Source organism: Sphingomonas sp. TZW2008 (assembly GCF_002117915.1).
Lineage (GTDB): Bacteria > Pseudomonadota > Alphaproteobacteria > Sphingomonadales > Sphingomonadaceae > Sphingomonas.
In genome coordinates this window covers 432,935-455,836 of the sequence record NZ_BDJB01000008.1, presented here as the reverse complement: position 1 = coordinate 455,836, position 22,902 = coordinate 432,935, and the positions used below count along the sequence as shown (strand labels likewise).

Here is a 22,902-nt window from a genome sequence, read left to right as displayed (position 1 = left end):
GTGGGTCGGTGTGGGCGAAGGGCGGCGGCGCGGATCGCCTTCACCCTTCCGCGCCTGCGGCGCTCCCTCCCTCTCCCGCCGGGAGAGGGGTATCAGTTCAGCCCTTCAGCACTTCCAGCAGCGTCGAGCCGAGTTCGCTCGGGCTCGCGGCGACCTTGATGCCGGCAGCTTCCATCGCCGCGATCTTGTCCTCTGCGCCGCCCTGGCCGCCCGAGACGATCGCGCCGGCGTGGCCCATGCGGCGGCCGGGAGGCGCCGTACGACCGGCGATGAAGCCCGCCATCGGCTTCTTGCGCCCGCGCTTCGCCTCGTCGCGCAGGAACTGCGCTGCTTCTTCCTCGGCGCTGCCGCCGATCTCGCCGATCATGATGATCGACTCGGTCGCGTCGTCGGCGAGGAACAGCTCGAGCACGTCGATGAAGTTGGTGCCGTTGACGGGATCGCCGCCGATGCCAACCGCGGTGGTCTGGCCGAGGCCGGCATTCGAAGTCTGGAACACCGCTTCATAGGTCAGCGTGCCCGAGCGCGAGACGACGCCGACCGAGCCCTTCTTGAAGATGTTGCCCGGCATGATGCCGATCTTGCACTCGCCCGGCGTCAGCACGCCCGGGCAGTTCGGGCCGATCAGCCGCGACTTCGAGCCCGACAGCGCGCGCTTGACGCGCACCATGTCGAGTACCGGAATACCTTCGGTGATGCAGACGATCAGCGGCACCTCGGCGTCGATCGCCTCGAGGATCGAATCCGCGGCGAAGGGCGGCGGGACGTAGACCACCGAGGCGTCGGCGCCGGTCTTGGTCACCGCCTCCGCGACGGTATCGAATAGCGGCAGCCCAAGGTGCGTGCCGCCGCCCTTACCCGGCGTGACGCCCGCGACCATCTGCGTGCCGTAATCGAGCGCCGCCTGCGTATGGAAGCTGCCGGTGTTGCCGGTCATGCCCTGCGTGATGACCTTGGTGTTCTTGTCGACGAGAATGCTCATGTCGTCTCCCTGGGGTGTGGGACGGTAGCCCCCGGCGGCGTGCCGGGGCCCGAAAGATTACGCGAGGGTCTCGTCGATGCCCTTGCAGGCGACGAGCAGTTCCTTGACCGCGTCGACCGAGACCTGGAGGTTGCCCTTGGCCTCGTCCGACAGCTTGACCTCGACGATCTTCTCGACGCCGCCGGCACCGATCACGACTGGCACGCCGACGTAGAGATCGTCGATGCCATACTGGCCGGTGAGGTGCGCCGCCGCGGGCAGGACGCGCTTCTGATCGTAGAGGTATGCCTCGGCCATCGCGATGCCGCTGGTGGCGGGGGCGTAATAGGCCGAACCCGTCTTGAGCAGCGCGACGATCTCACCACCGCCGCCGCGGGTGCGCTTCACGATCTCGTCGACCTTTTCCTTGGTCGAGAAGCCCATCTCGATCAGATCGGCGACGGGGATTCCGCTGACGGTCGAGTATTCGAGCACCGGCACCATCGTGTCGCCGTGGCCGCCGAGCACGAAAGTGTTGACGTCCTTGACGGAGACCTTGAACTCCTCGGCTAGGAAGTGGCTGAAGCGTGCGGAATCGAGCACGCCTGCCATGCCCACCACCTTGTTGTGCGGCAGGCCGGAGAATTCACGCAGCGCCCAGACCATCGCGTCGAGCGGGTTGGTGATGCAGATCACGAATGCGTCGGGCGCGTTGGCCTTGATGCCCTCGCCGACGGCCTTCATCACCTTCAGATTGATGCCGAGCAGATCGTCGCGGCTCATCCCCGGCTTGCGCGCGACACCGGCCGTGACGATGATCACGTCGGCGCCCGCGATGTCGGCGTAATCGTTCGAGCCCTTGATCGTCGCGTCGAAGCCCTCAACCGGGCCGCACTGCGACAGATCAAGCGCCTTGCCCTGCGGCACGCCCTCGACAACGTCGAACAGGACGATGTCCCCCAGGCCCTTCAAAGCGGCCAAATGCGCGAGCGTACCGCCGATGTTGCCGGCGCCGATCAGCGCGATCTTCTTGCGGGCCATCCAATCCCCTTTCCGTAACGTTCAGGTCGTGATTGGAACGGCCGCGTACGCCCTTTGAGCGTCAGGGGCAACCCACTAAGGGAAGGGTGCTAAACAAGTTATCAATAACGCTTCGCAATAGCGATTAACTCAGACGACGCCGTGTCCTTGCGCGAGATACTCCTCCGAGCGCATCTCTTCGAGGCGGCTCACGGTGCGCTGGAACTCAAACCGCCCGTCGCCCAGCGGATAGAGCGCGTCGGGCTCTGCATCGGCGGCCGCAAGCAGCTTCACCTTGTGCTCGTACAGCGCGTCGATCAGGCTGACGAAGCGCGCCGCCTCGTTACGGTTCTCGGGGCCGAGCACGGGCACGCCGACGAGGATCACGGTGTGGAAGCGGCGGGCGATCGCGAGGTAGTCCGCGCTGCCGCGCGCTTCGCCGCACAGCTTCTTGAAACTGAACACCGCGACGCCCTTCAGCGCCTTGGGCACGCGCAGCGTGCGGCCTTGTACCGTCATCTCCTCGGCCGGGACGTGCTCGCGATCCTCCGGCGGATAGTCGGTGAGGCGGAAGAAGGCGGCGGAGAGCTGCGCGGTCGCCGCCGGCCCGTTGGGTACGAGCCAAGTATCCTGCTGACCCAGCCGGTCGCGGCGATAATCGACCGGGCCGTTGAGCGCGAGCACGTCGAGCCGCTCGCCGATCAGCGTGATGAAGGGCAGGAAGTGTTCGCGGTTGAGCCCGTTCTTATAGAGATCCGCGGGCGGACGGTTGCTCGTCGTCACCACGGTGACGCCGCTCTCGATCAGCGCGGTGAACAGCCGCGAGAGGATCATCGCGTCGGGCGAGTTGGTGACCATCATCTCGTCGAACGCGAGCAGCCGTGCTTCCTCGGCGAGCGCGGCGGCGACGGGGGCGATTGGATCCCCCAGTTCCTTGCGACGCTCGACCGCGATGCGGCCGTGCACTTCGAGCATGAATTCGCCGAAGTGGACGCGCCGCTTCCGATCGATCGAGACGTTGGCGAAGAACAGGTCCATCAGCATCGATTTGCCGCGTCCGACATCGCCCCACATGTAGATGCCGCGCGGCGGCACGGCCTTTTTGCGGAAGAAGCCGGTGGTTCGCGGGTGTTCGAGCTCGTTAGCCAAGGCGTCGAGCCGCATGGCGGCGGCGGCCTGTTCTGGATCGGGGCGGAGCTCGCCGGCGATGATCAGCGCGTCATAGGCGTTCTTGACTGCGGCCACGCTTACTCCTTCGTCATCCTTGCGCGCTCCCGTCTGCTCTGGGAGGAGCGCGCCGCCGACGCTCCTGAAACACGACGCCTATCGGCACAAGCGCGGAGGGATGAGGTGATCGCTACCGGCAGGCGAATGCGGCTCGTCGGCGGCGATTAGCGCTTGGTCGGCTTGCGGATCGTGCCCGAGAATTCGGCGACGGGGCCGGCATCTTGCACGACGAGGCCGCGCATGAAGAGGAGCCGACCGGTCTCGCGCAGCAGTTCGACCTGCGCCTCGAGCGGCTCGCCGATCCGCCCCGCGCCGACGAAATGGGTGTTGAGATCGAGCGTCACCGCGGTGCCCGCCTCGATCAGCCCGAAGCTGCGCGCGGCGGCGAACAGCGCGACGTCGATGAAGCCGAGCATCGCGCCGCCGTGGACGTTGTTGCCGAGGTTCGAGTGACGCCGCTCGGGACTCATGCGCACGCGGCACATGGCATCCTCGACGCGCACCATCATGTCGCCGAGAAAGGTGTTGTAGCGATCCGAATTCTTGAGGCCCCAGCGCTTCCAGCCGGGGTGATCGGGATGATCCTCATAGTGGAATTCGGGCTTGTCGATGTCCATCAACGCTCCATCGGCAACGGCCGGGGTCCAGTAGGAACGGCCCGAGACTGGACCGCGCGCCCGCGACAGGTGCGCCGGCGGAAGGGTCGACGCGCGTCAGACGACGCGCTCGACCTCCATCTTCTTGATCTCGGCGATCGCCTTGGCGGGCGACAGGCCCTTGGGGCAGGCGTTGGCGCAGTTCATGATCGTGTGGCAGCGATAGAGCCGGAACGGATCCTCAAGCTCGTTGAGCCGCTCGCCCGTCATCTCGTCGCGGCTGTCGGCGAGCCAGCGATACGCCTGAAGCAGGATTGCCGGCCCCAGGAACTTGTCCGAATTCCACCAGTAGCTCGGGCATGAGGTCGAGCAGCAGGCGCACAGGATGCACTCGTAGAGACCGTCGAGCTTGGCGCGATCTTCCGGCGACTGCAGCCGCTCCTTGCCGGCAGGCGGCGGGGTGACCGTCTTCAGCCACGGCTGGATCGAGGCATATTGCGCGTAGAAGTGCGTGAAATCGGGGACGAGATCCTTGATCACGTCCATCGCCGGCAGCGGGGTGATCTTCACCTCGCCGCGGATGTCCTCGATCGCGGTGGTGCAGGCGAGGCCGTTCTTGCCATCGATGTTCATCGAGCACGAGCCGCAGATGCCCTCGCGGCACGACCGGCGGAAGGTGAGCGAAGAATCCTGCTCGCCCTTGATCTTGATCAGCGCGTCAAGGATCATAGGACCGCATTCGTCGAGGTTCACCTCGAACGTGTCGTAGCGCGGGTTCTCGCCGCTATCAGGATCGTAGCGGTAGATTTTGAAGTTGCGCATCGTGCCGCCGGGCTCGGGCGAGGGGACCTTGCGTCCGCCCTTGATCTTGCTGTTCGCCGGCAGGGTGAATTCAGCCATGTTCCGCTTCCGCTTCTCTCACGTTGCCGACTGCGAACGTAGCCCGTTCCAGTCGAGGTTGCGCGTCAGATACATAACACCGGCCAGCGCCGCAAACAGAAGCAGCGCGCCGATCAGCAGCGAATATGCCTCCAGGCTGAGCAGGACGTAGAGGACGCCGTACAGGCCGGTCAGCAGAGCCGCGATGTACCCGCCGCGACGCCAGCTGCGCAGCACCGCGGCCGAATAGGCCGCGAGCAGGCCGATGATCGCCGCCGCTGCCACGATATAGGCAGTCGCGAAGCCGATTACCTCTGCAAAGGCGAGCAAAAGGACGAAAAATAGCACCAGCCCCGCGCCGACGAGCAGATATTCGACCATCGCGACGCGTACCCCGCCGATCACATCGAACATCAGGAACGCGACAAAGGTGAAGCCGATGAACAGGAAGCCGTATTTCACCGACCGGTTGACCTGGCTGTAAAGGTCGACCGGAGAGACGAGATCGACGCGCGCCTCGTAATCGCCGGCGGTAATGCTGGTATCGAACCGGTCGCCGACTTCCGCCCGCGTGTCCGGAACGACATCGCCCGAGGCAACAAGGCTGCGGCCGAGCGCGAGGTTGCCGATGCGCCACGTGGCGGCGAAGCCCGCGTCGGAAACGCGCGGCGCGGCGGGCAGGAAGCCGCCCTGGAAGCTTGGGTGCGGCCACGTCGAGGTGACCTGCCAGCGCGTGTCGCCTGCCTGCGGCGCGAGCGCGAGCCAGCCGTTGCCGCGGAAGGCGAAGTGGAAGCTGACTGCGAGCGGCGCGCCGCGGATCGCGCCGGCATTGAGCCAGGTGAAGAAGCCGGCATTGCCGGTCGCGGGCGAACCCTTGCCGGGCTGCAGCGCAAGTCTGCGCCCGTTGGCGACTACCGTCGGCGGCCGATCGACGAGCCCGCGCGCGTCGCGCAGGCCGAAGCGGAGCTCGGCACGATCATAGGCGAGCGCATCGGCGGTGATGCCGAAGCGCGCGAGATCGGCGGGCAGGGCGAAGCGGGCGGTGCCCGACGCGTCAGCCTCAAACAGCACGGCTTCGTAGATCGAGCGGCTGCGGCGCTCGGGCGTCAGCACCGTCCGCAGCTCGGCGACCTGCGGGGCGAGAGTGAGCTCGCGCCAGACGAGGCGGGTGCGGACGACCTGACGCCCGCCTACGTTCACGCTCTCGGTCGCCTGCGCCTTGTACGGCAGGACGAGGACGGGGCCGGCGATCGTCTGCGGCCCGCCCCAGCCGGCGGCGATCGAGGCGCGCGCCGTGCGCGACTGTTCCTGCCGGTCGTAGACGAGCAGGTAGACCGCGAAGAGCGGCACCGCGAGCAGCATGGCGATGAGGATCGCCATCGCGAACTTGCGGCCGGGGGTGGGGCCTTGCGTCGTCAAGCGGCACCTTTCGCGCGATAGTCGTCAATCGCTGGTGCCGCAGCGGTCAGATGATGTCGAGCACCAGCCCGAGATCGCGCGCCTTCTCCGCCTCGATATACCAGTTCGACGGCGCCTTGGCCTTGAGCTCGTCGAGCGTGACCTGCGTGCCCGCGACGAGATCAGCGAATCCTTCGTCCTGGATGCGGATCGAATCGTTGATTTCGTTGAGCTTGGCGAGGAGCACCGGCGCCAGCGTGTTGAGTGGGCCGGAGAGCTGAACGGTCGAGTTCATGATCCGCTCGTGAATCATCAGCCGCGTGCCGCGTGTGAGGAAGCGCTTGTCGGCGGGAAAGGCGGACATGAAGGTGGCGCCGGCGGAATAGACCGCGACCTTGCCGAGGAACAGCGTCTCGCGCCCGGTGTACTCGCGCAGCAGGCGGATCGAATCACCCATCGCGCGCGCCATCTCGGGATCGCCGCCGAGCGTGGTGATCGACACGACCAGCGGGCCGCTGCCGCTGTCGTTCGCCAGCTGATCCTTGAAATTAGCGTACATGAAATTGTCCACCGGCCCGTGCAGCTGGATCTGCGGATGCGCGAGGAGCGGATAGTTGGTGGCGTTGCTGGTGCTGTTCATGGCGCGGCGAACCAAGCGGCCGGTTAGATGTTCCGCGCTGCCCCAAATTCCTGCGAATATTCGCTTATCGGCGTGCCTTACCGCCCGGCTCGAGAATCGCATTGGCCGGCCGGCCGACCGGTGTACCGGGAGCCTTGGGCACGCGGGCGTCGAGCGCGTCGAGCCAGCGTGCGGCACCCGCGCCGATCGCGATCTGTGGATCGGATGGTTCGAGCCGCCCGTCGCGTTCCCAGCCGGCGATCGTCTGCGTCGCTTCCCGTGCGGCGGCGGCGAGCGGCTGCGGCTTGCGCAGCGCGTGGTTGACCAGCGCATCGCCGAAGAACGTCCAGTCGTTGTCCGCCTGGCAGCCAAACGACGTCTTGCTCGACGAGGCGGCGGTGACGATCGCGGTCGTATCGCTGGACAGCAGCGGGACGAACACGCCCGCGTAGCAGGCGGAGATGAGGATCAGCCGGTTGCGGATGCCGAGCTGGGATAGCGTGCTCCACAGCCGCGTCGGCGAGATCGCGCCGAAGCCCTGATCGGCGTCGTTGTAGACGATGCCGAAGCGTGCGCCGTGACTGGTGGTGTAGAGGATCAGCACGTCCTCCGCCGGATCCATCAGCTCGGCGACACGCGCCAGCGCAGTGTCGAGATTGGCGGGCGAGCCCATCGCCAGCCGGCTGTCCGCGCTGCCGTCGGTACCCGCGAGAACGATGGTGCGGCTGTCGGCGGCGTAACGGCGCGAGAGGACGACGCCCGCCTCACGCGCCTCGCGGCCGAAGACGGGATCGCTGTCGAGCGCGACCGAAACGACATAGGCATCCACGGTGCCCTTGCGCTGCGGCTGGAGGCGCGCGAGCGATGCGGCGAGGCGACGGTGCTCGCCGAGCAGCCACGCGGCGGAGCGATCGTGCTCGATCGCGCCGCCCTGATCGGCAAGCTGGACGAGTTCGGCATCGCTGCTGCGCGAGACGAGCGGCGCGGCGCGGGTATGCTGCGGCGGCTGATAGGTCTGCGCGGGGGCGATCCCCGCGATTCCCGCGATGAGCAGCGTTGCCAGGCGTTTCATGTGCGTGCGTCCCCTCGACGCTGCATCTCACGGGCAAGCCGCGTGGCTGTCAATCGCTTGATCCCGCGCCGCTTCGATGCGTAGCTGGCCGCACGCCGGTAACAGGCCGGCAGGCTAGGGGAGCGTCAGCGGTGATCGAGTTTTTCTTCGATTGTTCGAGCCCGTGGACGTGGCTCGGCTTCGAGAGCATCCAGCCGCTCGCCGAAGAGCTGGACGTCGGTATCGCGTGGCGCCCGATATTGGTCGGCGGCGTGTTCAATGCGGTGAACCCGAGCGTCTACGAGGGACGGCGCAGCCCGGTGCCGGCCAAGGCGCGCTATATGGGCAAAGACCTGCAGGATTGGGCGCGGCTGCAGGGCCTGTCGATCCGGTTCCCGCCGGCGATCTTCCCGGTCAACAGCGTCAAGGTGATGCGCGGCTGCTGCTGGCTGGGGCAGGAGTGCGTGCCGTTCGCGCGCGCCGCGTTCCGCGCCTATTGGACCGACGATCGCGATATCGCCGACGATGGCGTGATCGCCGAAATCGCGGACGCGGCGGGGGTGGACCCGGACGCGCTGTTCGCGGCGATCGCCGACGATGCAGTGAAGGCGCAGCTGCGCGCGAATACCGACGAGCTGATCGCGCGCGGCGGCTTCGGCTCGCCGACGATCGTCGTCGGCGGCGACGACATGTACTTCGGCAACGACCGGATGCCGCTGATCCGCGCGGCCGTATTGGCTCAGCGCGGCGGCTGAGCCTCGGTCCATGCGAGGTCGAGCGTCGCACCGCGCGCCGCCGGCCCGGCGACCGCGCGGACGTCGGCGGCGACGAGGCGCTCCACCGCTGCATCGCGCGCCGCGGCGGGACCGGTGACGGTGACGCCGCGATCGAGCCGGCGGGCGGCCCAGGCGGCGGTATCGAGCGCTGCGGTATCGGGCGTGTCATCGGTGATCGGAACGGGGCCGGGGGCACCATCGGGCGGGGTCAGCTCGATCGACCAGCCGTCGGCGGCGGCCGCTGCGCGCTGCTCAATCGCGCGGTAGGTGGCGAGGCTTGCGCCGGGCAGCGGGGCAAGCCGCGCGACCGCGCGCTGTGCGCCGGTATCGACCAGCACGGCTTCGGCGGGCACGCCAGCGACCAAGGCCACGCGCTCAGCGACCTCGTTGCGCGCATCACGCGCCACGGATGCGCGACCGTCGCCGGACTGTGCGGCAGCGATCTGCGCCGCTTCACCCGCGCCGATCTCCATCCCCACGCGGATCTGATCGACGTGGAGATCGAGCGGCAAGCGCACGGTGGCGCGTGTCGCCGCGAGCACGCTGGCATCCGCGGTGGGCACGATCGACGGCGTCAGCACGATCGCGCGCACGACGGCGGGGGTACGATCGAAGTCGATGTCGAGCTGGCTGATCCGTGCGCTGGCATCGAACGGCTGCAGCACCGCCTCCCGGATCTGGCGACGCGCGAAGCTTTCTACAGCAATCTGTTTCAGCGCGAGCCCGAGCGGAATGGCGAGCGCGGCGAGACCGACGACGATCAGCGTGCCCTGCAGCCGCGTCTGCGTCGGCGACAAATGTGCGCCGAAGCCGTAGAGCCGCGCGACCGTGGCGGCGGTGAGCGCGATCGTGACGAGGTTGGTCAGGAACAGCAGCAGCGAGCCGCCGAGCACCGTCCAATTCTGCGTCGCAAGGCCGAAGCCGACGACGGCAAGCGGCGGCATCAGCGCGATCGCGATCGCCACCCCGGTCACGGTCGTCGAGCGTTCGCGGATCAGCGCATAGCCGCCGGCGATCGCGGAGAGCAGCGCGACGAGAAGATCGAACAAATTGGGCCGCGTGCGGATCGCGATCTCGCTCGTCACCGTCTGGATCGGCGAGACGGCGACGAACGCCGCGGACAGGAGGATCGCGATGACCGAGCCGAGCAGCAACGCCCAGTCGGCGCGTCGCATCTCGACCAGATCGAACGTCGCGATGCCGAAGCCGAGGCCAATGATCGGCATCATAAGCGGCGAGATCAGCATCGCCCCGATCAGCACTGCTGACGAGGGCAGCAGGAGGCCGAGGATCGAGATCCCGGCCGAGATCACGATCGCGAACAGATAGGCGCCGCTCCAGCCGGATTCGGCCGAGATCTTCGCGACCACCGCGGCGTGATTGACGTCGCCGACGACGCGCGATCGCCACCAGCGCGCCATCACGTCGAGCCGGCCGGGGCGATGCGCCCCGGCGTCCGTCACCGAATATCCGATCAGTAGACCCGCTTCTTCGGCTTGATGTACTCTATGTCGTCGGTGAGCGTGTAATCGTGCACCGGGCGATAATCGATCGCGCACGCGCCGCCCTTGCCGCCCCAGCCTTCGAAGGTGGCGGTGGTGTGCTTCATCCAGTTGGCATCGTCACGCTCGGGGAAATCCTCGTGCATGTGCGCGCCGCGGCTTTCCTTGCGGTTCTCGGCGCAGCGCATCGTGACGACCGCCTGGCTGATGAGATTGTCGAGTTCGAGCGTCTCGACGAGATCGGTATTCCAGATAAGCGAGCGATCCTTGATCCCGATGTCCTGCATCGACTGGTAGATCGCGTCCATCTTGGTGACGCCTTCCGCCAGCAGCTCGCTGTCGCGGAATACCGCGGCGTGGCGCTGCATCGTCTTCTGCATCTCGGCGCGGATCTGCGACGTCGGCGCGCTGCCGGCTGCGTTGCGGAAGTGGTCGAGCCGCGCGAGCGACATTTCCTCCGAGCCCTTGGGCAGGGGGTTGTGGGGCGTGTTCTGCTTCAGCGTGTCCTTTAGACGCAGGCCGGTGGCGCGGCCGAACACGACGAGATCGATTAGCGAGTTGGAGCCGAGGCGGTTCGCGCCGTGGACCGACACGCACGCCGCCTCGCCGACGGCGAACAGGCCGGGGACGATCGCGTCGGGATCGCCGTTCTTCAGCTGGACGACTTCTCCGTGATAGTTGGTCGGGATCCCGCCCATGTTGTAATGGACCGTCGGCGTGACGGGGAGCGGCTGGCGCGTGAGATCGACGCCGGCGAAGATCTTGCCCGTCTCGGTAATGCCCGGCAGGCGCTCCGCCAGAACCTTGGGATCGATGTGATCGAGGTGAAGGAAGATGTGGTCCTTGTCCTTGCCGACGCCGCGGCCCTCGCGCATTTCCGCCGCCATCGAGCGCGACACGACGTCGCGGCTGGCAAGGTCCTTGGCGCTGGGCGCATAGCGCTCCATGAAGCGCTCGCCCTCGGAATTGGTGAGGTAGCCGCCTTCGCCGCGCGCACCCTCGGTGATCAGCACGCCCGCGCCGTAGATGCCGGTCGGGTGGAACTGGACGAACTCCATGTCCTGAAGCGGCAGGCCAGCGCGCAGCGCCATGCCGTTGCCATCACCGGTGCAGGTGTGTGCGGACGTCGCCGACTGGTACACGCGGCCACCGCCGCCGGTCGCCAGCACCACCGCATGCGCGCGGAAGCGGTGGATCTGCCCGGTTTCCATGTTGAGCGCGATCACGCCGCGGCAAGCACCGTTCTCCATGATGAGATCGAGTGCGAAATATTCGATGTAGAAGTCCGCGTCATACTTCAGCGACTGCTGGTAGAGCGCGTGGAGCATGGCGTGGCCGGTACGGTCGGCCGCGGCGCAGGTGCGCTGCACCGGGGGGCCTTCGCCCATGTTCTGCATGTGGCCGCCGAACGGGCGCTGATAGATCGTGCCGTTGTCGTTGCGGCTGAACGGCACGCCGGCGTGCTCGAGCTCGTAGACCGCGGCGGGCGCCTCGCGCACCATATACTCAATCGCGTCCTGGTCGCCGAGCCAGTCGGAACCCTTGACGGTATCGTACATGTGCCACGACCAATGGTCGGGCGAATTGTTGCCGAGGCTGGCAGCGATCCCGCCCTGTGCCGCGACGGTGTGGCTGCGCGTCGGGAACACCTTGGTGATGCAAGCGGTCTTGAGCCCGCTTTCGGCGATGCCCATCGTGGCGCGCAGGCCCGAGCCGCCGGCGCCGACGACGACCGCGTCATAAGTATGATCGATGATCTGATAAGCGGCGGGCATCAATTCGCTCCGAAGGCGATCTTGAGGATCGCGAAGATGGCGGTGCCGGCGACAGCGGCGGTGAACAGGTTGAGCGCGACCATCGCAACGACGCGGCGCTCGTCACGCTGATAGTCTTCGATCACCACCTGAAGCCCGATGCGGAAATGGTAGAAGACCGAGAGGACGAGGAGCAGCATCGGCACCGCGACCCACGCGGTCGACAGCCACTCGCGCATCGCGCCGTAGTCATAGCCGGGGCGGCGCGCGAGCGAGATCATCAGCCAGCTCATCAGCAGAATGTTCGATCCCGCCGTCAGCTTCTGGTGCCACCAGTGATGCGTGCCTTCGTGCGCGCTGCCGAGGCCGCGGACGCGGCCGATCGAGGTTCCCGTACCCATTACTTGGTTCCTACGTAGAGCCAGAAGGCAAGCGTCAGCACGATCGACCCGACGAAGGTGAGCCGCGCGAGGTTCCGGTTGAGCTTGAGCTCGAACGCCGCGCCGGTATCGAGCACGAGGTGGCGGATGCCGCTCATCATGTGCTGGAACAGGCTGAGCGTCAGCCCGACGCCGAGCACCCAGCCGACGATGTTGAGCCGCCCGTCCGCGTAGGTGAAGACGTCGCGGAAGGTGGCATAGGCCTCCGCACCCGATGCGAGCGCGGCGAGAAACCAGACGAGCAGCAGCGATCCCACCGTCGCCATGCCGCTGCCGGTGACGCGGTGCAGGATCGACACCGTCATCGCCGCGCTCCAGCGATAATGGATCGCGAGCGGGCCGCTGAACAGGTGCGGGCTTCTGGGACGGACGTGTTTGGTGGCCAAGACTTGCGTTCCCTGCGGTGAGCCGACGATTTGGCGCGGTCTATGAGGCGCGATGCGCGATGATGCAAGCCGCGGGCCCGCTTCGCGCGTTGTTCTAACCCCCCCTTAACCATTGCCCGTTAGCCGATCGGACAGGGAATCATTGGGGAGCCTTTCGACCTTGTCCGACGATCTACCGGCGATCGGTTCTGCCGCGCGACAGCTCGATCTCTCCGCGCGGCTGCGCGTGTTCGATCTCGACGGCTCGCTGGCGGCCGCCAGCCGCGAGTCGTGGACGATCCTCGAGCCCGAGATCGCAAGCATTTCCGAAGCCTATTGGCAGCAGTGGCTGCGCTGCTTCGACGATCAGCGGATTTGGGAGAGGGCCGATACGGCGCGGATGATCGAGATCGGCTGCACCTTTCTGCGCAACCGCTTCCTCGACACGGCGGGTTTCGCCTGGATCGAGTCGGTCGAACGATCGGTCGCCGCAGCCTATCAGGCGGACGTGTCGCCGATGGCGCTGCTGTCGATGATCAGCGCAAGTGACCGCGCGGCGTTGGGTGTGCTGCTGCGGCGGTGCGATCGCGACGACGCGCGGCTGCCGATCATGATTGACACGCTGATGCGCCTGTCTGCGCTGGAGGGCGAAATCACCGTCGAGATCTACAATCACTATCGCAAGCACAGCGCGCGGGTGGCGCGCGACCGGCTGGCGCTCGACTTTCGCGACGGAATCGCCGCTGCAGTCGAGGAGACGACGGCGGAGGGCGGCAGCCTGCGCGATCAGGCGTCGGGCGCATCGTCGTCCGCGCGCGGCGTATTGGGCAAGGCGAGCGAGGTCGCGGCGGCGGCGGAGCAATCCGCCATGGCGATGCGCGACGCGGCGTCAACCGCGGCCGGGCTGATCCGCGCGATCGAGGACGCCCGCGCCGAGGTGGAAGCCGCAGCCGAGATCGCGACGCGAGCGGCGGGGCAGGCCGATCAGGCCGTAGGCGTCAGCGAAATGCTGAGCGATCATGCCAAGTCGATCGAGTCGATCCTGGGTTTGATCCGCGACATCGCCGGCCAGACCAACCTTCTCGCGCTCAACGCGACGATCGAGGCCGCACGCGCGGGCGACGCTGGCCGTGGCTTCGCGGTGGTGGCGCAGGAGGTGAAAAGCTTGGCTAACCAAACGGCGCGGGCCACCGACGACATTGCCGCCAAGATCGCCGCGATCCAGTCGGCGACGCGGGTGACGGTCGACGCGAGTGCCGGTATCCGCACGACGATCGGCGAGGTGAAATCCTCGGCGACGCGGATCCGCCACGCGATGGAGGCGCAGGCGCAGACGGTGACGGCGATCACCGCCGCCGTGGACGAGACCGCGCTCGCCGCCGATTCGATGTCCGGCACGATCGCGGCGATCCATGCCGACACGGAAAGCGTCGCGGGCGAGATCGATTCGCTCGGCGCCGGCTTCGATCGGCTCGCCGGGCGGCTGGGCGCGCTGAACGGCAGCGCCGGAGATTTCGCGGCGCGCGTCGCGGCGTAAACAACGATAAGATGATGGATCGTGGCGCAGAGGTCGCGCGGTCGGGAGAGGTGATCATGGGGCGTGACGCAGGTTCGGCGCACGACGCAATACCCGGCGATTGGGGCGGACAGGCACGCTCGATCGCGGCGCACGTGCAGGAATATGACTGGGACGGCGGCATCGGCCCGGGCACGGCGGAGATCGCTGCGCTGCTGACCGATGCCGACTGTAACGCGATCTCCGAGGCGTTCTGGACGCACTATTTGTCGCTGCCGGCGGTGCGCCACGTCGCCGACATGCTCGACGACGACTGGCTTGCGCGCCAGCGACAGCGCAGCGCGCGCTATCTGTTGATGAAATATTCGGCGCCGTTCGACGAAGCGTGGAAGGTAAGCGCGGTCAAGCATGCCGATCTGTCGCGCGAATCGCGCGTGCCGCTCGCCGCGCTGACCGCGGCGCTCGCCTTCGCGCATGCACGAACGCTCGCGGTGATCGAGCCGCGGCTGGGCGGCGACGTCGCGCGGATGCGGCGGCTGGCGGACATCGTTCAGCGGCTCGCGCTTATCGAGGCGGCGGTAATGGCGGCACACCTCGCGCGTACCGATCGCCAGCGCGTGTTCGAGGAACGCGCAGCCCACGCCGCCGCCTTCAACGAACATATCGCGCGTGCGATCGATGGCGCCGCGGCGCTGGGCGAGCACGTGCGGGCGCAGGCGTTGAGCGCCGCGCGCTCGGCCAGCGCGATGATCGGGCGCGGTGCCGAAGTGGCAGCGGCGGCGGAGGAATCGGCGCTGGCAATGCGCGACGCGGCGTCGACCGCAGCGGGGCTGATCCGCGCGATCGAGGACGCGCGCGACGAGGTGGAGACCGCGGCGGAGATCGCGACGCGCGCGGCCGGGCAGGCTGATCAGGCGGTGGGCGTCAGCGAGATGTTGAGCGACCATGCCAAGTCGATCGAATCGATCCTGGGGCTGATCCGCGACATTGCCGGGCAGACCAACCTTCTCGCGCTCAACGCGACGATCGAGGCGGCGCGTGCCGGCGACGCGGGGCGGGGCTTCGCGGTGGTGGCGCAGGAGGTGAAGAGCCTCGCCAGCCAGACGGCACGCGCAACCGACGATATCGCCGCCAAGATCGCCGCGATCCAGTCGGCGACGCGGGTGACGGTCGACGCGAGCAGCGGCATTCGCGCGACGATCGGCGAGGTGCAGAGCTCGGCAACACGCATTCGTCATGCGATGGAAGCGCAGGCGCAGACGGTGACGGCGATCACCGCCGCGGTCGACCAGACCGCGCTCGCGGCGGACGCGACCGCGGGCAACATGACCGCGATCATGCACGAGGGGCAGACCTTTGCGCGCGATTTCGACGCGCTGGGTACCGAATTCGCCGCGATAGACGAGCGGCTCGCCGGACTGCGCACGGCGGCCGAGGAGTTTTCTGCCAAGGCGGCGTAGACGGGCGTCCGCGGACGACACGGCAGGCGACAACCGGAATTGAGCGAGGCAGCCAGCCCGCTTATGGCGCGGTCCATGACGAACATCCTTCTCACCGGCGCCTCGCGCGGCATCGGCGCCGCGATCCACGACGCGCTTCGTCCCGCCGCACGCGTGATCGGGCAGGCGACGCGCAACGCCGACGATATCATCGGCGCCGATCTGGATCACGCGGCGGCCGCGGCGACGCTGTGGGCAGCGGCGCTTGACCGGCTGGGGACGATCGACGTGCTGATCAACAATGCCGGCGTCTTCGAGGCCAATCCGATCGACGCCGACGATCCTGACTGGATCGCCGGCTGGGAGCGCACGATGCGCATCAACCTGACCGCATCGGCCGAGCTGTGCCGCCGTGCCATCAAGCACTGGCAGGCGCGCGGCGTCGCCGGCCGCATCGTCAATGTCGCGAGCCGCGCCGCCTATCGCGGCGACAGCCCGGCGCACTGGCATTACGCGGCCTCGAAGGCCGGCATGGTGGCGATGACCAAGACGATCGCGCGCGGCTATGCCGGGCAGGGCATCCTCGCCTTCGCGATCTGCCCTGGCTTTACGATGACGGGTATGGCGGAAGATTATCTGGCGAGCCGCGGCGGCGACAAGCTGCTCGCCGACATCCCGCTCGGACGTGTCGCGATGCCCAATGAGGTGGCGGAGATGGCGCGCTGGCTCGCGCTCGACGCGCCGGCGTCGATGACGGGCGCGGTGCTCGACGTGAACGGGGCGAGCTATGTCCGCTGAGGACGCCGCGCCCGACAGCTGGCGCGTGACGCTGCCCTGCACGCGCGCCGAGGCCGAGGCGATCGATGCCGCCGATGACCTCGCGATCGACGCGGTGCTGATGACGACCGAGGAGGTCGAGGACGATGTCGAGCGCTGGCGGCTCGACGCCTATATGGAGCACGAGCCCGATGCGGCGATGCTCGCGGCGCTCAACGCGCTGGTGCCGAGCGCGGCCGGCACCGCGCCGCGCGTCACCGCGCTCACCGCGCAGGACTGGGTGGCGATGTCGCAGCAGGGGCTCGAGCCGATCCGCGAGGGCCGCTTCGTCGTCCATACCAGCGCACACCCGAGCGACGCGCCCGATGGCGGCCGCGCGCTGCTGATCGACGCCGGCCAGGCGTTCGGTACGGGGCATCACGCGACGACGAGCGGCTGCCTCGCGATGCTTGACGGCCTTGCATCCCGGCGCTTCCGCAGGATCATCGATGTTGGCACGGGCACAGGGGTGCTCGCCTTTGCTGCCGCGTTCCTGTGGCCCGAGGCGAAGGTGGTCGCGACCGATATCGATCCGGCGGCGATCGAGGTGACGCGCGAGAATGCCGCGTTGAACCGCGTCGACGGCGTCGCGCTGATCGTCGCCGACGGGGCGCTGAGCGACGCGATCACGGCCAGCGCGCCGTACGATCTCGTCATCGCCAACATCCTCGCCGGGCCGCTGGTGTCGATGGCGCCGGAACTCGCCGCGATCGCCGATGCGGGCGCGACGATCGTGCTCGCCGGCCTGCTTGAGACGCAGCGCGCGAACGTGGTCGCCGCGTATGCCGCGTGCGGCTGCACGCTCGAAGCGGCGGACGTGCGCGGTGACTGGACGATCCTGCGACTGGCCGCGGGCAGCGCGCGCTACGTGCCGTCGAGCCCCCCCGACCCGAAGGGGCGCGACGGCTGGGCGCTCGATCTGTGACCGCTTCAGCCGGGTCGAACCCGCTCAGCCGGCCTTGGCGCGGGCATAGTCCTGCGTGCCGCGGGTGATCAGCGTGTCGCCCTCGACGATCTCGGCGACGGCGATCTCGGGCAGATCGCGGATCGCGTCGTAGAGCGGTGCAAAATCGGTCTCGACGGTGAGCCGCAGCAGTTCGTCGAAGCTCGGGATGACGAAGTAATTCTGCTGGAAATCGTCGATCCGATAATCGGTGCGCATCACGCGCGCGAGATCGAAGGCAATGCGGTGCGGCGAGGGATCGTCGAGCGCGAAGCGGCTCTCGGCATAGCTCGACACGATGCCGGAGCCGTAGATGCGCAGCCCCTCGGGCTCGGCGATCAGCCCGAACTCGACCGTGTACCAGTACAGCCGCCCGAGATATTTGAGCGCGTCATGCTCCATCGCGCGCAACCCGCCGCGGCCGTAGGCGGCAAGATAGTCCGCGAAGACCGGATCGGCGAGCATCGGGACATGGCCGAACACGTCGTGGAAGACGTCGGGTTCCTGCAGATAATCGAGCTGGTCGGGGCGGCGGATGAAATTGCCCGCGACGAAGCGGCGATTGGCCATGTGGTCGAAGAACACGTCGTCAGGCACGAGGCCGGGCACCGCGACGACCTGCCACCCGGTAAGATCCATCAGACGATCGGAGAGTTCGGCGAAATCAGGGATGCCCGGTTTCGACAGCTTGAGCACGTCGAGCCCGCGTAGCCAGGCGTTCGACGCGCGGCCCGGCAGCAGCTGCGCCTGTCGCGCGAACAGCGTGTCCCACGTCGCATGATCCTGCGCGCTGTAATGCGACCAGTTCTGCGGCACCGTCCAGTCGGCGGCGGCGCCGGCGGGCGGAGAAAGGGGAGCGGTGGTATCGGCCATGCCGGCGGGCATAGCACGGCCGACCCTGAGGGCAAGATAGTTACGTTTGATACCGGTTGCGGCGCAATCGTCGTGCCATGCCGAGCAGGGACGATCGCGCCAGTCCGATGCCTTACTCGGCCGCGACGCCCGCGCGTGAGAACATGTCGCCGATGTCGCCGGCGTCCTCGTTCGCGGCGCGGCCGCCCTTCGCCTTCTGGCGCTTGTCGAACGAATCCCACACGTCGTTCCACTGGCCGCGCGTCGCCGCCTTCGAATATTCGGTCGCGCGCTGTTCGAAGAAATTGGCGTGCTCGACGCCGTTGAGCATCGGCGCGAGCCACGGCAGCGGATGCTCGTCGATCATGTAGATCGGCTTCAGCCCAAGCTGCCCCATCCGCCAATCGGCGATGTAGCGGATGTACTTCTTGATCTCCTTGGGCGTCATGCCGTTGACCGGCCCCATTTCGAACGCGAGATCGATGAAATTGTCCTCGAGCCGGATCGTCGTCTGGCAGACGTCGGCGATATCGTCCTTCACCGCCTTGGTCAGGCACTGCCGCTCGGCACAGAAGGTGTGGAACATCTTGATGATGCCCTCGCAGTGCAGCGATTCGTCGCGGATCGACCAGGTGACGATCTGTCCCATGCCCTTCATCTTGTTGAAGCGCGGGAAGTTCATCAGCATCGCGAAGCTGGCGAACAGCTGCACGCCTTCGGTGAAGCCGCCGAACATGGCGAGCGTGCGCGCGATGTCCTCGTCCGAATCGACGCCGAAGTTCTGCATGTAATCATGCTTTTCCTTCATCTCGGCATATTCGAGGAAGGCGCCATATTCACTCTCGGGCATGCCGATCGTGTCGAGCAGATGGCTGTAGGCGGCGATGTGCACCGTCTCCATGTTGCTGAACGCGGTCAGCATCATCTTGATCTCGGTCGGCTTGAACACGCGGCCGTATTTCTCGTGGTAGCAATCCTGCACCTCGACGTCGGCCTGCGTGAAGAAGCGGAAGATCTGGGTGAGCAGGTTGCGCTCGTGATCGGTCAGCTTCTGCGCCCAGTCGCGGCAATCCTCGCCCAGCGGCACCTCTTCGGGCAGCCAGTGGAGCTGCTGCTGACGCTTCCAGAATTCGAACGCCCAGGGGTATTCGAACGGCTTGTACTGCTTGGAGGCTTGAAGGAGGGACATGGGATACTCCGGGGCGAAACGAGAAAGAGAAAAAGGGATCAGCGGTGTCGCTGTGGGCGTCGCAGCGCGATGAACGATCCGAGCAGAAGCACCGGCCAACTCCACAGCCACGCAATTACCAGCCACTCGCGCCATCCGCCGCCGAGCAGGCTGGGCGAGCAGGCAAGCAGGCGGACGAAGCGAGCGCGGCGACTCCCGTCCGGCGCGTCGCAGACGCTCAAATCTACCGCGCCGAGCAGCAGAAAGCCACCGGCCGCGAAGCCGACGATCCCGATCGACGCCACGCCGGCGGCCGCTTTCGACAGCGCCGTCACCCTTCCGCGCTCCACTGCCACATTGCGGTGGCGCTCATCGCCAGCACCGCGCCACCGGCGAGCGCCATGATGCCGATCATACGGAAAGCGTAGACCTTGGCCTCGCTGCGCGGCCGGGCGAGCGCGCCGAGCAGCCCGATGCCGACCAGCGCAAGGACGGCCGCCACCGCGTACATCGCGAGGATCTGCCAGCTCATACGCGCGTGCGCCGCGTAACGTAGACGGTGCGCGTCTTGCGCGCGCCGACGCCGAGGAAGACGATGCCGACGAAATAGCCGCAATCGTACCAGCCGCCGCTGTTGGGCACGGCGTAGATCGCGACGTCGGGCAGGAACAGGCTGAGCACCCAGGCGACGGGGAAGATGAAGCCGTGCCACAGGCCGAGCAGGAAGCCGGGCGTCGCAGGCGTGTGCGCAACGGTTGCGGCGGTCTGCGTCGCGCAGGCCGTAAGGAGCAGCAGCGCGACGGCGGCGGCAGCGCGCCCTGCGATGCCTGCGGGCGATGACAGGGGCGGGGCCGCGTCGGACAATGGCGCCGCTACGCCACGCACGGACAGACGGCCGTAACTGCGGCGTGCGTAGGCACCAGCGCGCGTACGTGCGAGGCGGCGCGGCTGATAGCGAGGCGTCGGCATCCCGCTCACGCTGCGAACCGGACCAGCGCGGTGTTACGCGCGGCAGGTACGATGCATCCAAAGCCGCGATCTGTCGTTGAACCGCCGAACCGACCAGGAGACTGACGATGCACGATCACAGCAACATCAAGGAACATATGAAGGTCGTCGGCGCGGACGGCGTCCATGTCGGCACGGTCGACCATGTCGATGGCGAGCGGATCAAGCTGACCAAGAACGACAGCCCGTCGACGCAGGACGGCACTGGTGGCAAGCATCATTACCTGCCCGCCGGGCTGGTGGCGACGATCGAGGGCGACACCGTGCGGCTCTCCGCCACCGCGCAGAACGCCGTCGACATGTTCGAAGAGGCCGAGTGACCGGCTGACACGACACACGCGACGCCACTGACGAACCCCGGCCCGCGCCATGCGGGTCGGGGTTTCTCGTGTCTGAAGGGATGGCCGCATTATCTTGCTTCCACGCATCACGGTGACCAGGACAGGCATCGCCGTCGCCGGGTGACGGGCAGATGCACCGCCCGTCGCTCGGCTTACTGACAGGCGAGACACTCGTCGTAGTCCGTCGTCTCGAACTGATACTTCGGCTTCTCGAGCGTGTTGTCGTTCTCGACCCCGCCGGCGAAGCCCGCGCGCTGCACGCTTTTCGAGCGCAGATAGTAGAGCGACTTGATGCCAAGTTCCCACGCACGGAAGTGGAGCATCAGCAGATCCCACTTCTCGACGTCGGCCGGGATGAACAGGTTCAGCGACTGTGCCTGATCGATGTAGGGCGTGCGATCGCCGGCGAGCTCGAGCAGCCAGCGCTGGTCGATCTCGAAGCTCGTCTTGTAGCAGTCCTTTTCCTCCTGGCTGAGGAAATCGAGGTGCTGCACCGAGCCGCCGTGCTCGAGAATCGAATTCCACACTGCGTCGGAATTCTTCGACTTCTCGATCAGCAGCTTCTCGAGATACGGGTTCTTGACCGAGAAGCTGCCCGACAGCGTCTTGTGGGTGTAGATGTTGGCCGGGATCGGCTCGATGCACGCGCTGGTGCCGCCGCAGATGATGCTGATCGACGCGGTCGGCGCGATCGCCATCTTGCAGCTGAACCGCTCCATCACGCCCATGTCGGCGGCGTCGGGGCAGGGGCCACGCTCGACCGCGAGCTGCATCGACGCCTCGTTCACCTGCGCGTTGATCTGCTTGAAGATCTTGAGGTTCCAGCTCTTCGCCATCGCGCCTTCCATCGGCAGGCCGCGCGCCTGCAGGAAGGAGTGGAAGCCCATCACGCCGAGCCCGACCGAGCGCTCGCGTCCGGCGCTGTACGCCGCGCGCTCCATCCCCGGCTCGTGCCGGTCGATGTAATCCTGCAGCACGTTGTCGAGGAAGCGCATCACGTCCTCGACGAAGCGCTTGTCGTCCTTCCACTGGTCCCACGTCTCGAGGTTGAGCGAGGAGAGGCAGCAGACCGCGGTGCGATCGTTGCCGAGATGGTCGCGGCCCGTCGGCAGCGTGATCTCGCTGCACAGGTTCGACGTCGATACCTTGAGGCCGAGATCGCGGTGATGCTTGGGCATGTTCGCGTTCACGTGATCGGCGAAGACGATGTACGGCTCGCCCGTCGCCAGCCGGGTCTCGACCAGCTTCTGGAACAGCGCGCGCGCATCGACCTTGCCGCGCACCGCGCCGTCCTTGGGGCTTTTGAGTTCCCATTCGGCCCCGTCGCGTACCGCTTCCATGAAGGCGTCGGGGATCAGCACGCCGTGGTGGAGGTTGAGCGCCTTGCGGTTGAAATCCCCGCTTGGCTTGCGGATTTCGAGGAACTCTTCGATCTCGGGGTGCGAGATGTCGAGGTAACAGGCGGCCGAGCCGCGCCGCAGCGAGCCTTGGCTGATCGCCAGCGTCAGAGAATCCATCACGCGCACGAACGGGATGATGCCGCTGGTCTTGCCGTTGAGGCCGACCGGCTCGCCGATCCCGCGAACGTTGCCCCAATAGGTGCCGATGCCGCCGCCGCGGCTGGCGAGCCAGACGTTCTCGTTCCACGTGTCGACGATGCCGTTGAGGCTGTCGGGCACTGAATTGAGGTAGCAGCTGATCGGCAGCCCGCGCCCCGTGCCGCCGTTCGACAGCACCGGCGTTGCCGGCATGAACCACAGCTTCGAGATATAATCGTAGACGCGCTGCGCGTGCGCCTGATCGTCGGCATAGGCGCTGGCGACGCGGACGAAGAGATCCTGGTACGATTCGCCCGGCAGCAGGTAGCGATCGTTGAGCGTTTCCTTGCCGAAATCGGTCAACAGCGCGTCGCGCGAGTGATCGACGTCGAGCGGATAGGGCTTGCGCGGGGCCGATGCGGCTGGCGCGTCAACAGGCGCGGCGCTCGCCGTACCGGTACCGTTCGGGCTGGTCGCATCGATCGTGTCGGTCGCCATGTTCGCCTCACTCGCGTCTCTGAAATCCATCGCCACCGCTTCCTCGTTATTCCTCGACCGAATCGGCCTGGCGCTGCACCATGCTATACCGTGCTGCGCGAGAACAAAACAGGACCGTCGGCAGCCGTTTCAAGCCGCGCGAACCCGTCCGTGATCTCGTGATCCCAGCGCCGTTCCACCAGTACTTGCGTCAGC

General features: G+C 67.1%; 24 protein-coding genes. 6 read left to right on the top strand and 18 right to left on the bottom strand.

Going from position 1 to position 22,902, the window contains the following annotated elements:
* Window positions 1-97: 97 nt before the first annotated feature.
* The 8 genes from sucD to B7L05_RS12165 all read right to left on the bottom strand — a co-directional run bounded on the left by sucD (window position 98) and on the right by B7L05_RS12165 (window position 7,772).
* A complete protein-coding gene (gene sucD / locus B7L05_RS12200) occupies window positions 98-982 on the bottom strand; it encodes a succinate--CoA ligase subunit alpha (RefSeq protein ID WP_085810514.1) in 885 nt (294 codons plus the stop codon).
* 57 nt (window positions 983-1,039) lie between these two features.
* On the bottom strand, window positions 1,040-2,002 hold the full coding sequence (gene mdh / locus B7L05_RS12195) for a malate dehydrogenase (protein WP_085810513.1): 963 nt from the start codon (window positions 2,000-2,002) through the stop codon (window positions 1,040-1,042).
* 129 nt (window positions 2,003-2,131) lie between these two features.
* Window positions 2,132-3,226, bottom strand: a complete 1,095-nt coding sequence (zapE, locus tag B7L05_RS12190; protein ID WP_085810512.1) for a cell division protein ZapE — start codon at window positions 3,224-3,226, stop codon at window positions 2,132-2,134.
* 146 nt (window positions 3,227-3,372) lie between these two features.
* Window positions 3,373-3,825, bottom strand: coding sequence for a PaaI family thioesterase (locus tag B7L05_RS12185; protein WP_085810511.1), 453 nt, complete (start codon window positions 3,823-3,825; stop codon window positions 3,373-3,375).
* 96 nt (window positions 3,826-3,921) lie between these two features.
* The gene (locus B7L05_RS12180) at window positions 3,922-4,704 is read right to left on the bottom strand and encodes a succinate dehydrogenase iron-sulfur subunit (protein WP_085810510.1); all 783 of its coding nucleotides are present in this window, start codon (window positions 4,702-4,704) and stop codon (window positions 3,922-3,924) included.
* A gap of 18 nt (window positions 4,705-4,722) precedes the next feature.
* Window positions 4,723-6,102 carry a cell envelope integrity protein CreD gene (gene creD / locus B7L05_RS12175; RefSeq protein WP_256926713.1) on the bottom strand — a complete coding sequence of 460 codons (1,380 nt, stop codon included), beginning with the start codon at window positions 6,100-6,102 and terminating at the stop codon, window positions 4,723-4,725.
* Window positions 6,103-6,148: 46 nt separating this feature from the next.
* Window positions 6,149-6,721: an ATP-dependent Clp protease proteolytic subunit gene (locus B7L05_RS12170; protein ID WP_085810509.1), complete on the bottom strand. Its 573-nt coding sequence runs from the start codon at window positions 6,719-6,721 to the stop codon at window positions 6,149-6,151.
* Between the two features lie 64 nt (window positions 6,722-6,785).
* Entirely contained in the window at window positions 6,786-7,772 is a 987-nt protein-coding gene (locus B7L05_RS12165) for a C13 family peptidase (RefSeq protein WP_085810508.1), read from the bottom strand.
* A 131-nt stretch (window positions 7,773-7,903) separates the two neighbouring features.
* Here B7L05_RS12165 and B7L05_RS12160 point away from each other — a divergent pair, with 131 nt between their 5' ends.
* Complete coding sequence (locus tag B7L05_RS12160; RefSeq protein ID WP_085810507.1) at window positions 7,904-8,506, top strand: 2-hydroxychromene-2-carboxylate isomerase; 603 nt, start codon at window positions 7,904-7,906, stop codon at window positions 8,504-8,506.
* On the opposite strand, the gene B7L05_RS12155 is transcribed toward B7L05_RS12160, so the two are convergent.
* The 4 genes from B7L05_RS12155 to sdhC are packed head-to-tail and all read right to left on the bottom strand — an operon-like array spanning window position 8,491 to window position 12,609.
* Window positions 8,491-9,990 carry a DUF389 domain-containing protein gene (locus tag B7L05_RS12155; protein ID WP_256926712.1) on the bottom strand — a complete coding sequence of 500 codons (1,500 nt, stop codon included), beginning with the start codon at window positions 9,988-9,990 and terminating at the stop codon, window positions 8,491-8,493. The two genes, B7L05_RS12160 and B7L05_RS12155, sit on opposite strands and share 16 nt — an antisense overlap.
* 11 nt (window positions 9,991-10,001) lie before the next feature.
* Window positions 10,002-11,804: a succinate dehydrogenase flavoprotein subunit gene (sdhA, locus tag B7L05_RS12150; RefSeq protein WP_085810506.1), complete on the bottom strand. Its 1,803-nt coding sequence runs from the start codon at window positions 11,802-11,804 to the stop codon at window positions 10,002-10,004.
* Window positions 11,804-12,184 (bottom strand): succinate dehydrogenase, hydrophobic membrane anchor protein, encoded by a 381-nt coding sequence (gene sdhD, locus B7L05_RS12145; protein WP_085810505.1) that lies wholly within the window; start codon window positions 12,182-12,184, stop codon window positions 11,804-11,806. Before sdhD ends, sdhA begins: the two co-directional genes overlap by 1 nt.
* Window positions 12,184-12,609 (bottom strand): succinate dehydrogenase, cytochrome b556 subunit, encoded by a 426-nt coding sequence (gene sdhC, locus B7L05_RS12140; protein WP_085810504.1) that lies wholly within the window; start codon window positions 12,607-12,609, stop codon window positions 12,184-12,186. Before sdhC ends, sdhD begins: the two co-directional genes overlap by 1 nt.
* A gap of 160 nt (window positions 12,610-12,769) precedes the next feature.
* Between sdhC and B7L05_RS12135 the strand changes: the two genes are divergently transcribed.
* The 4 genes from B7L05_RS12135 (at window position 12,770) to B7L05_RS12120 (ending at window position 17,284) form a co-directional block, all read left to right on the top strand.
* Entirely contained in the window at window positions 12,770-14,125 is a 1,356-nt protein-coding gene (locus B7L05_RS12135; RefSeq protein WP_085810503.1) for a methyl-accepting chemotaxis protein, read from the top strand.
* 14 nt (window positions 14,126-14,139) lie between these two features.
* Window positions 14,140-15,564 carry a methyl-accepting chemotaxis protein gene (locus tag B7L05_RS12130; RefSeq protein ID WP_256926711.1) on the top strand — a complete coding sequence of 475 codons (1,425 nt, stop codon included), beginning with the start codon at window positions 14,140-14,142 and terminating at the stop codon, window positions 15,562-15,564.
* 75 nt (window positions 15,565-15,639) lie between these two features.
* Window positions 15,640-16,341, top strand: coding sequence for an SDR family NAD(P)-dependent oxidoreductase (locus tag B7L05_RS12125; RefSeq protein WP_085810502.1), 702 nt, complete (start codon window positions 15,640-15,642; stop codon window positions 16,339-16,341).
* Window positions 16,331-17,284, top strand: a complete 954-nt coding sequence (locus B7L05_RS12120; protein WP_085810501.1) for a 50S ribosomal protein L11 methyltransferase — start codon at window positions 16,331-16,333, stop codon at window positions 17,282-17,284. The genes B7L05_RS12125 and B7L05_RS12120 overlap by 11 nt, the downstream gene beginning before the upstream one ends.
* Before the next feature lie 24 nt (window positions 17,285-17,308).
* Here the strand turns inward: B7L05_RS12120 and phhA are convergent, their stop codons facing one another.
* From phhA to B7L05_RS12095, 5 genes are all read right to left on the bottom strand, one after another.
* Entirely contained in the window at window positions 17,309-18,175 is an 867-nt protein-coding gene (gene phhA / locus B7L05_RS12115; RefSeq protein ID WP_085810577.1) for a phenylalanine 4-monooxygenase, read from the bottom strand.
* Window positions 18,176-18,287: 112 nt separating this feature from the next.
* A complete protein-coding gene (locus B7L05_RS12110; protein ID WP_085810500.1) occupies window positions 18,288-19,343 on the bottom strand; it encodes a ribonucleotide-diphosphate reductase subunit beta in 1,056 nt (351 codons plus the stop codon).
* Window positions 19,344-19,381: 38 nt separating this feature from the next.
* The gene (locus B7L05_RS12105; RefSeq protein WP_085810499.1) at window positions 19,382-19,657 is read right to left on the bottom strand and encodes a hypothetical protein; all 276 of its coding nucleotides are present in this window, start codon (window positions 19,655-19,657) and stop codon (window positions 19,382-19,384) included.
* Window positions 19,654-19,854: a hypothetical protein gene (locus B7L05_RS12100; RefSeq protein ID WP_085810498.1), complete on the bottom strand. Its 201-nt coding sequence runs from the start codon at window positions 19,852-19,854 to the stop codon at window positions 19,654-19,656. The genes B7L05_RS12105 and B7L05_RS12100 overlap by 4 nt, the downstream gene beginning before the upstream one ends.
* A complete protein-coding gene (locus tag B7L05_RS12095; protein WP_144037263.1) occupies window positions 19,851-20,147 on the bottom strand; it encodes a hypothetical protein in 297 nt (98 codons plus the stop codon). The genes B7L05_RS12100 and B7L05_RS12095 overlap by 4 nt, the downstream gene beginning before the upstream one ends.
* Window positions 20,148-20,398: 251 nt before the next feature.
* On the opposite strand from B7L05_RS12095, the gene B7L05_RS12090 reads away from it, so the two are divergent.
* On the top strand, window positions 20,399-20,650 hold the full coding sequence (locus B7L05_RS12090) for a DUF2171 domain-containing protein (protein WP_085810497.1): 252 nt from the start codon (window positions 20,399-20,401) through the stop codon (window positions 20,648-20,650).
* Between the two features lie 173 nt (window positions 20,651-20,823).
* Here the strand turns inward: B7L05_RS12090 and B7L05_RS12085 are convergent, their stop codons facing one another.
* Window positions 20,824-22,737 (bottom strand): ribonucleoside-diphosphate reductase subunit alpha, encoded by a 1,914-nt coding sequence (locus tag B7L05_RS12085; RefSeq protein ID WP_085810496.1) that lies wholly within the window; start codon window positions 22,735-22,737, stop codon window positions 20,824-20,826.
* Window positions 22,738-22,902: the final 165 nt, after the last annotated feature.

What these genes read in the sequence shown, in the direction of transcription:
- B7L05_RS12130 (WP_256926711.1), top strand. Translation starts at nt 14,140, where the DNA reads ATGGATCGTGGCGCAGAGGTCGCGCGGTCGGGAGAGGTGATCATGGGG.
- sdhD (WP_085810505.1), bottom strand. Translation starts at nt 12,184, where the DNA reads ATGGGTACGGGAACCTCGATCGGCCGCGTCCGCGGCCTCGGCAGCGCG.
- B7L05_RS12180 (WP_085810510.1), bottom strand. Translation starts at nt 4,704, where the DNA reads ATGGCTGAATTCACCCTGCCGGCGAACAGCAAGATCAAGGGCGGACGC.
- B7L05_RS12110 (WP_085810500.1), bottom strand. Translation starts at nt 19,343, where the DNA reads ATGTCCCTCCTTCAAGCCTCCAAGCAGTACAAGCCGTTCGAATACCCC.
- phhA (WP_085810577.1), bottom strand. Translation starts at nt 18,175, where the DNA reads ATGGCCGATACCACCGCTCCCCTTTCTCCGCCCGCCGGCGCCGCCGCC.
- sucD (WP_085810514.1), bottom strand. Translation starts at nt 982, where the DNA reads ATGAGCATTCTCGTCGACAAGAACACCAAGGTCATCACGCAGGGCATG.
- B7L05_RS12085 (WP_085810496.1), bottom strand. Translation starts at nt 22,737, where the DNA reads ATGGATTTCAGAGACGCGAGTGAGGCGAACATGGCGACCGACACGATC.
- B7L05_RS12100 (WP_085810498.1), bottom strand. Translation starts at nt 19,854, where the DNA reads ATGAGCTGGCAGATCCTCGCGATGTACGCGGTGGCGGCCGTCCTTGCG.
- mdh (WP_085810513.1), bottom strand. Translation starts at nt 2,002, where the DNA reads ATGGCCCGCAAGAAGATCGCGCTGATCGGCGCCGGCAACATCGGCGGT.
- sdhA (WP_085810506.1), bottom strand. Translation starts at nt 11,804, where the DNA reads ATGCCCGCCGCTTATCAGATCATCGATCATACTTATGACGCGGTCGTC.
- B7L05_RS12125 (WP_085810502.1), top strand. Translation starts at nt 15,640, where the DNA reads ATGACGAACATCCTTCTCACCGGCGCCTCGCGCGGCATCGGCGCCGCG.
- B7L05_RS12185 (WP_085810511.1), bottom strand. Translation starts at nt 3,825, where the DNA reads ATGGACATCGACAAGCCCGAATTCCACTATGAGGATCATCCCGATCAC.
- B7L05_RS12120 (WP_085810501.1), top strand. Translation starts at nt 16,331, where the DNA reads ATGTCCGCTGAGGACGCCGCGCCCGACAGCTGGCGCGTGACGCTGCCC.
- B7L05_RS12090 (WP_085810497.1), top strand. Translation starts at nt 20,399, where the DNA reads ATGCACGATCACAGCAACATCAAGGAACATATGAAGGTCGTCGGCGCG.
- B7L05_RS12165 (WP_085810508.1), bottom strand. Translation starts at nt 7,772, where the DNA reads ATGAAACGCCTGGCAACGCTGCTCATCGCGGGAATCGCGGGGATCGCC.
- B7L05_RS12170 (WP_085810509.1), bottom strand. Translation starts at nt 6,721, where the DNA reads ATGAACAGCACCAGCAACGCCACCAACTATCCGCTCCTCGCGCATCCG.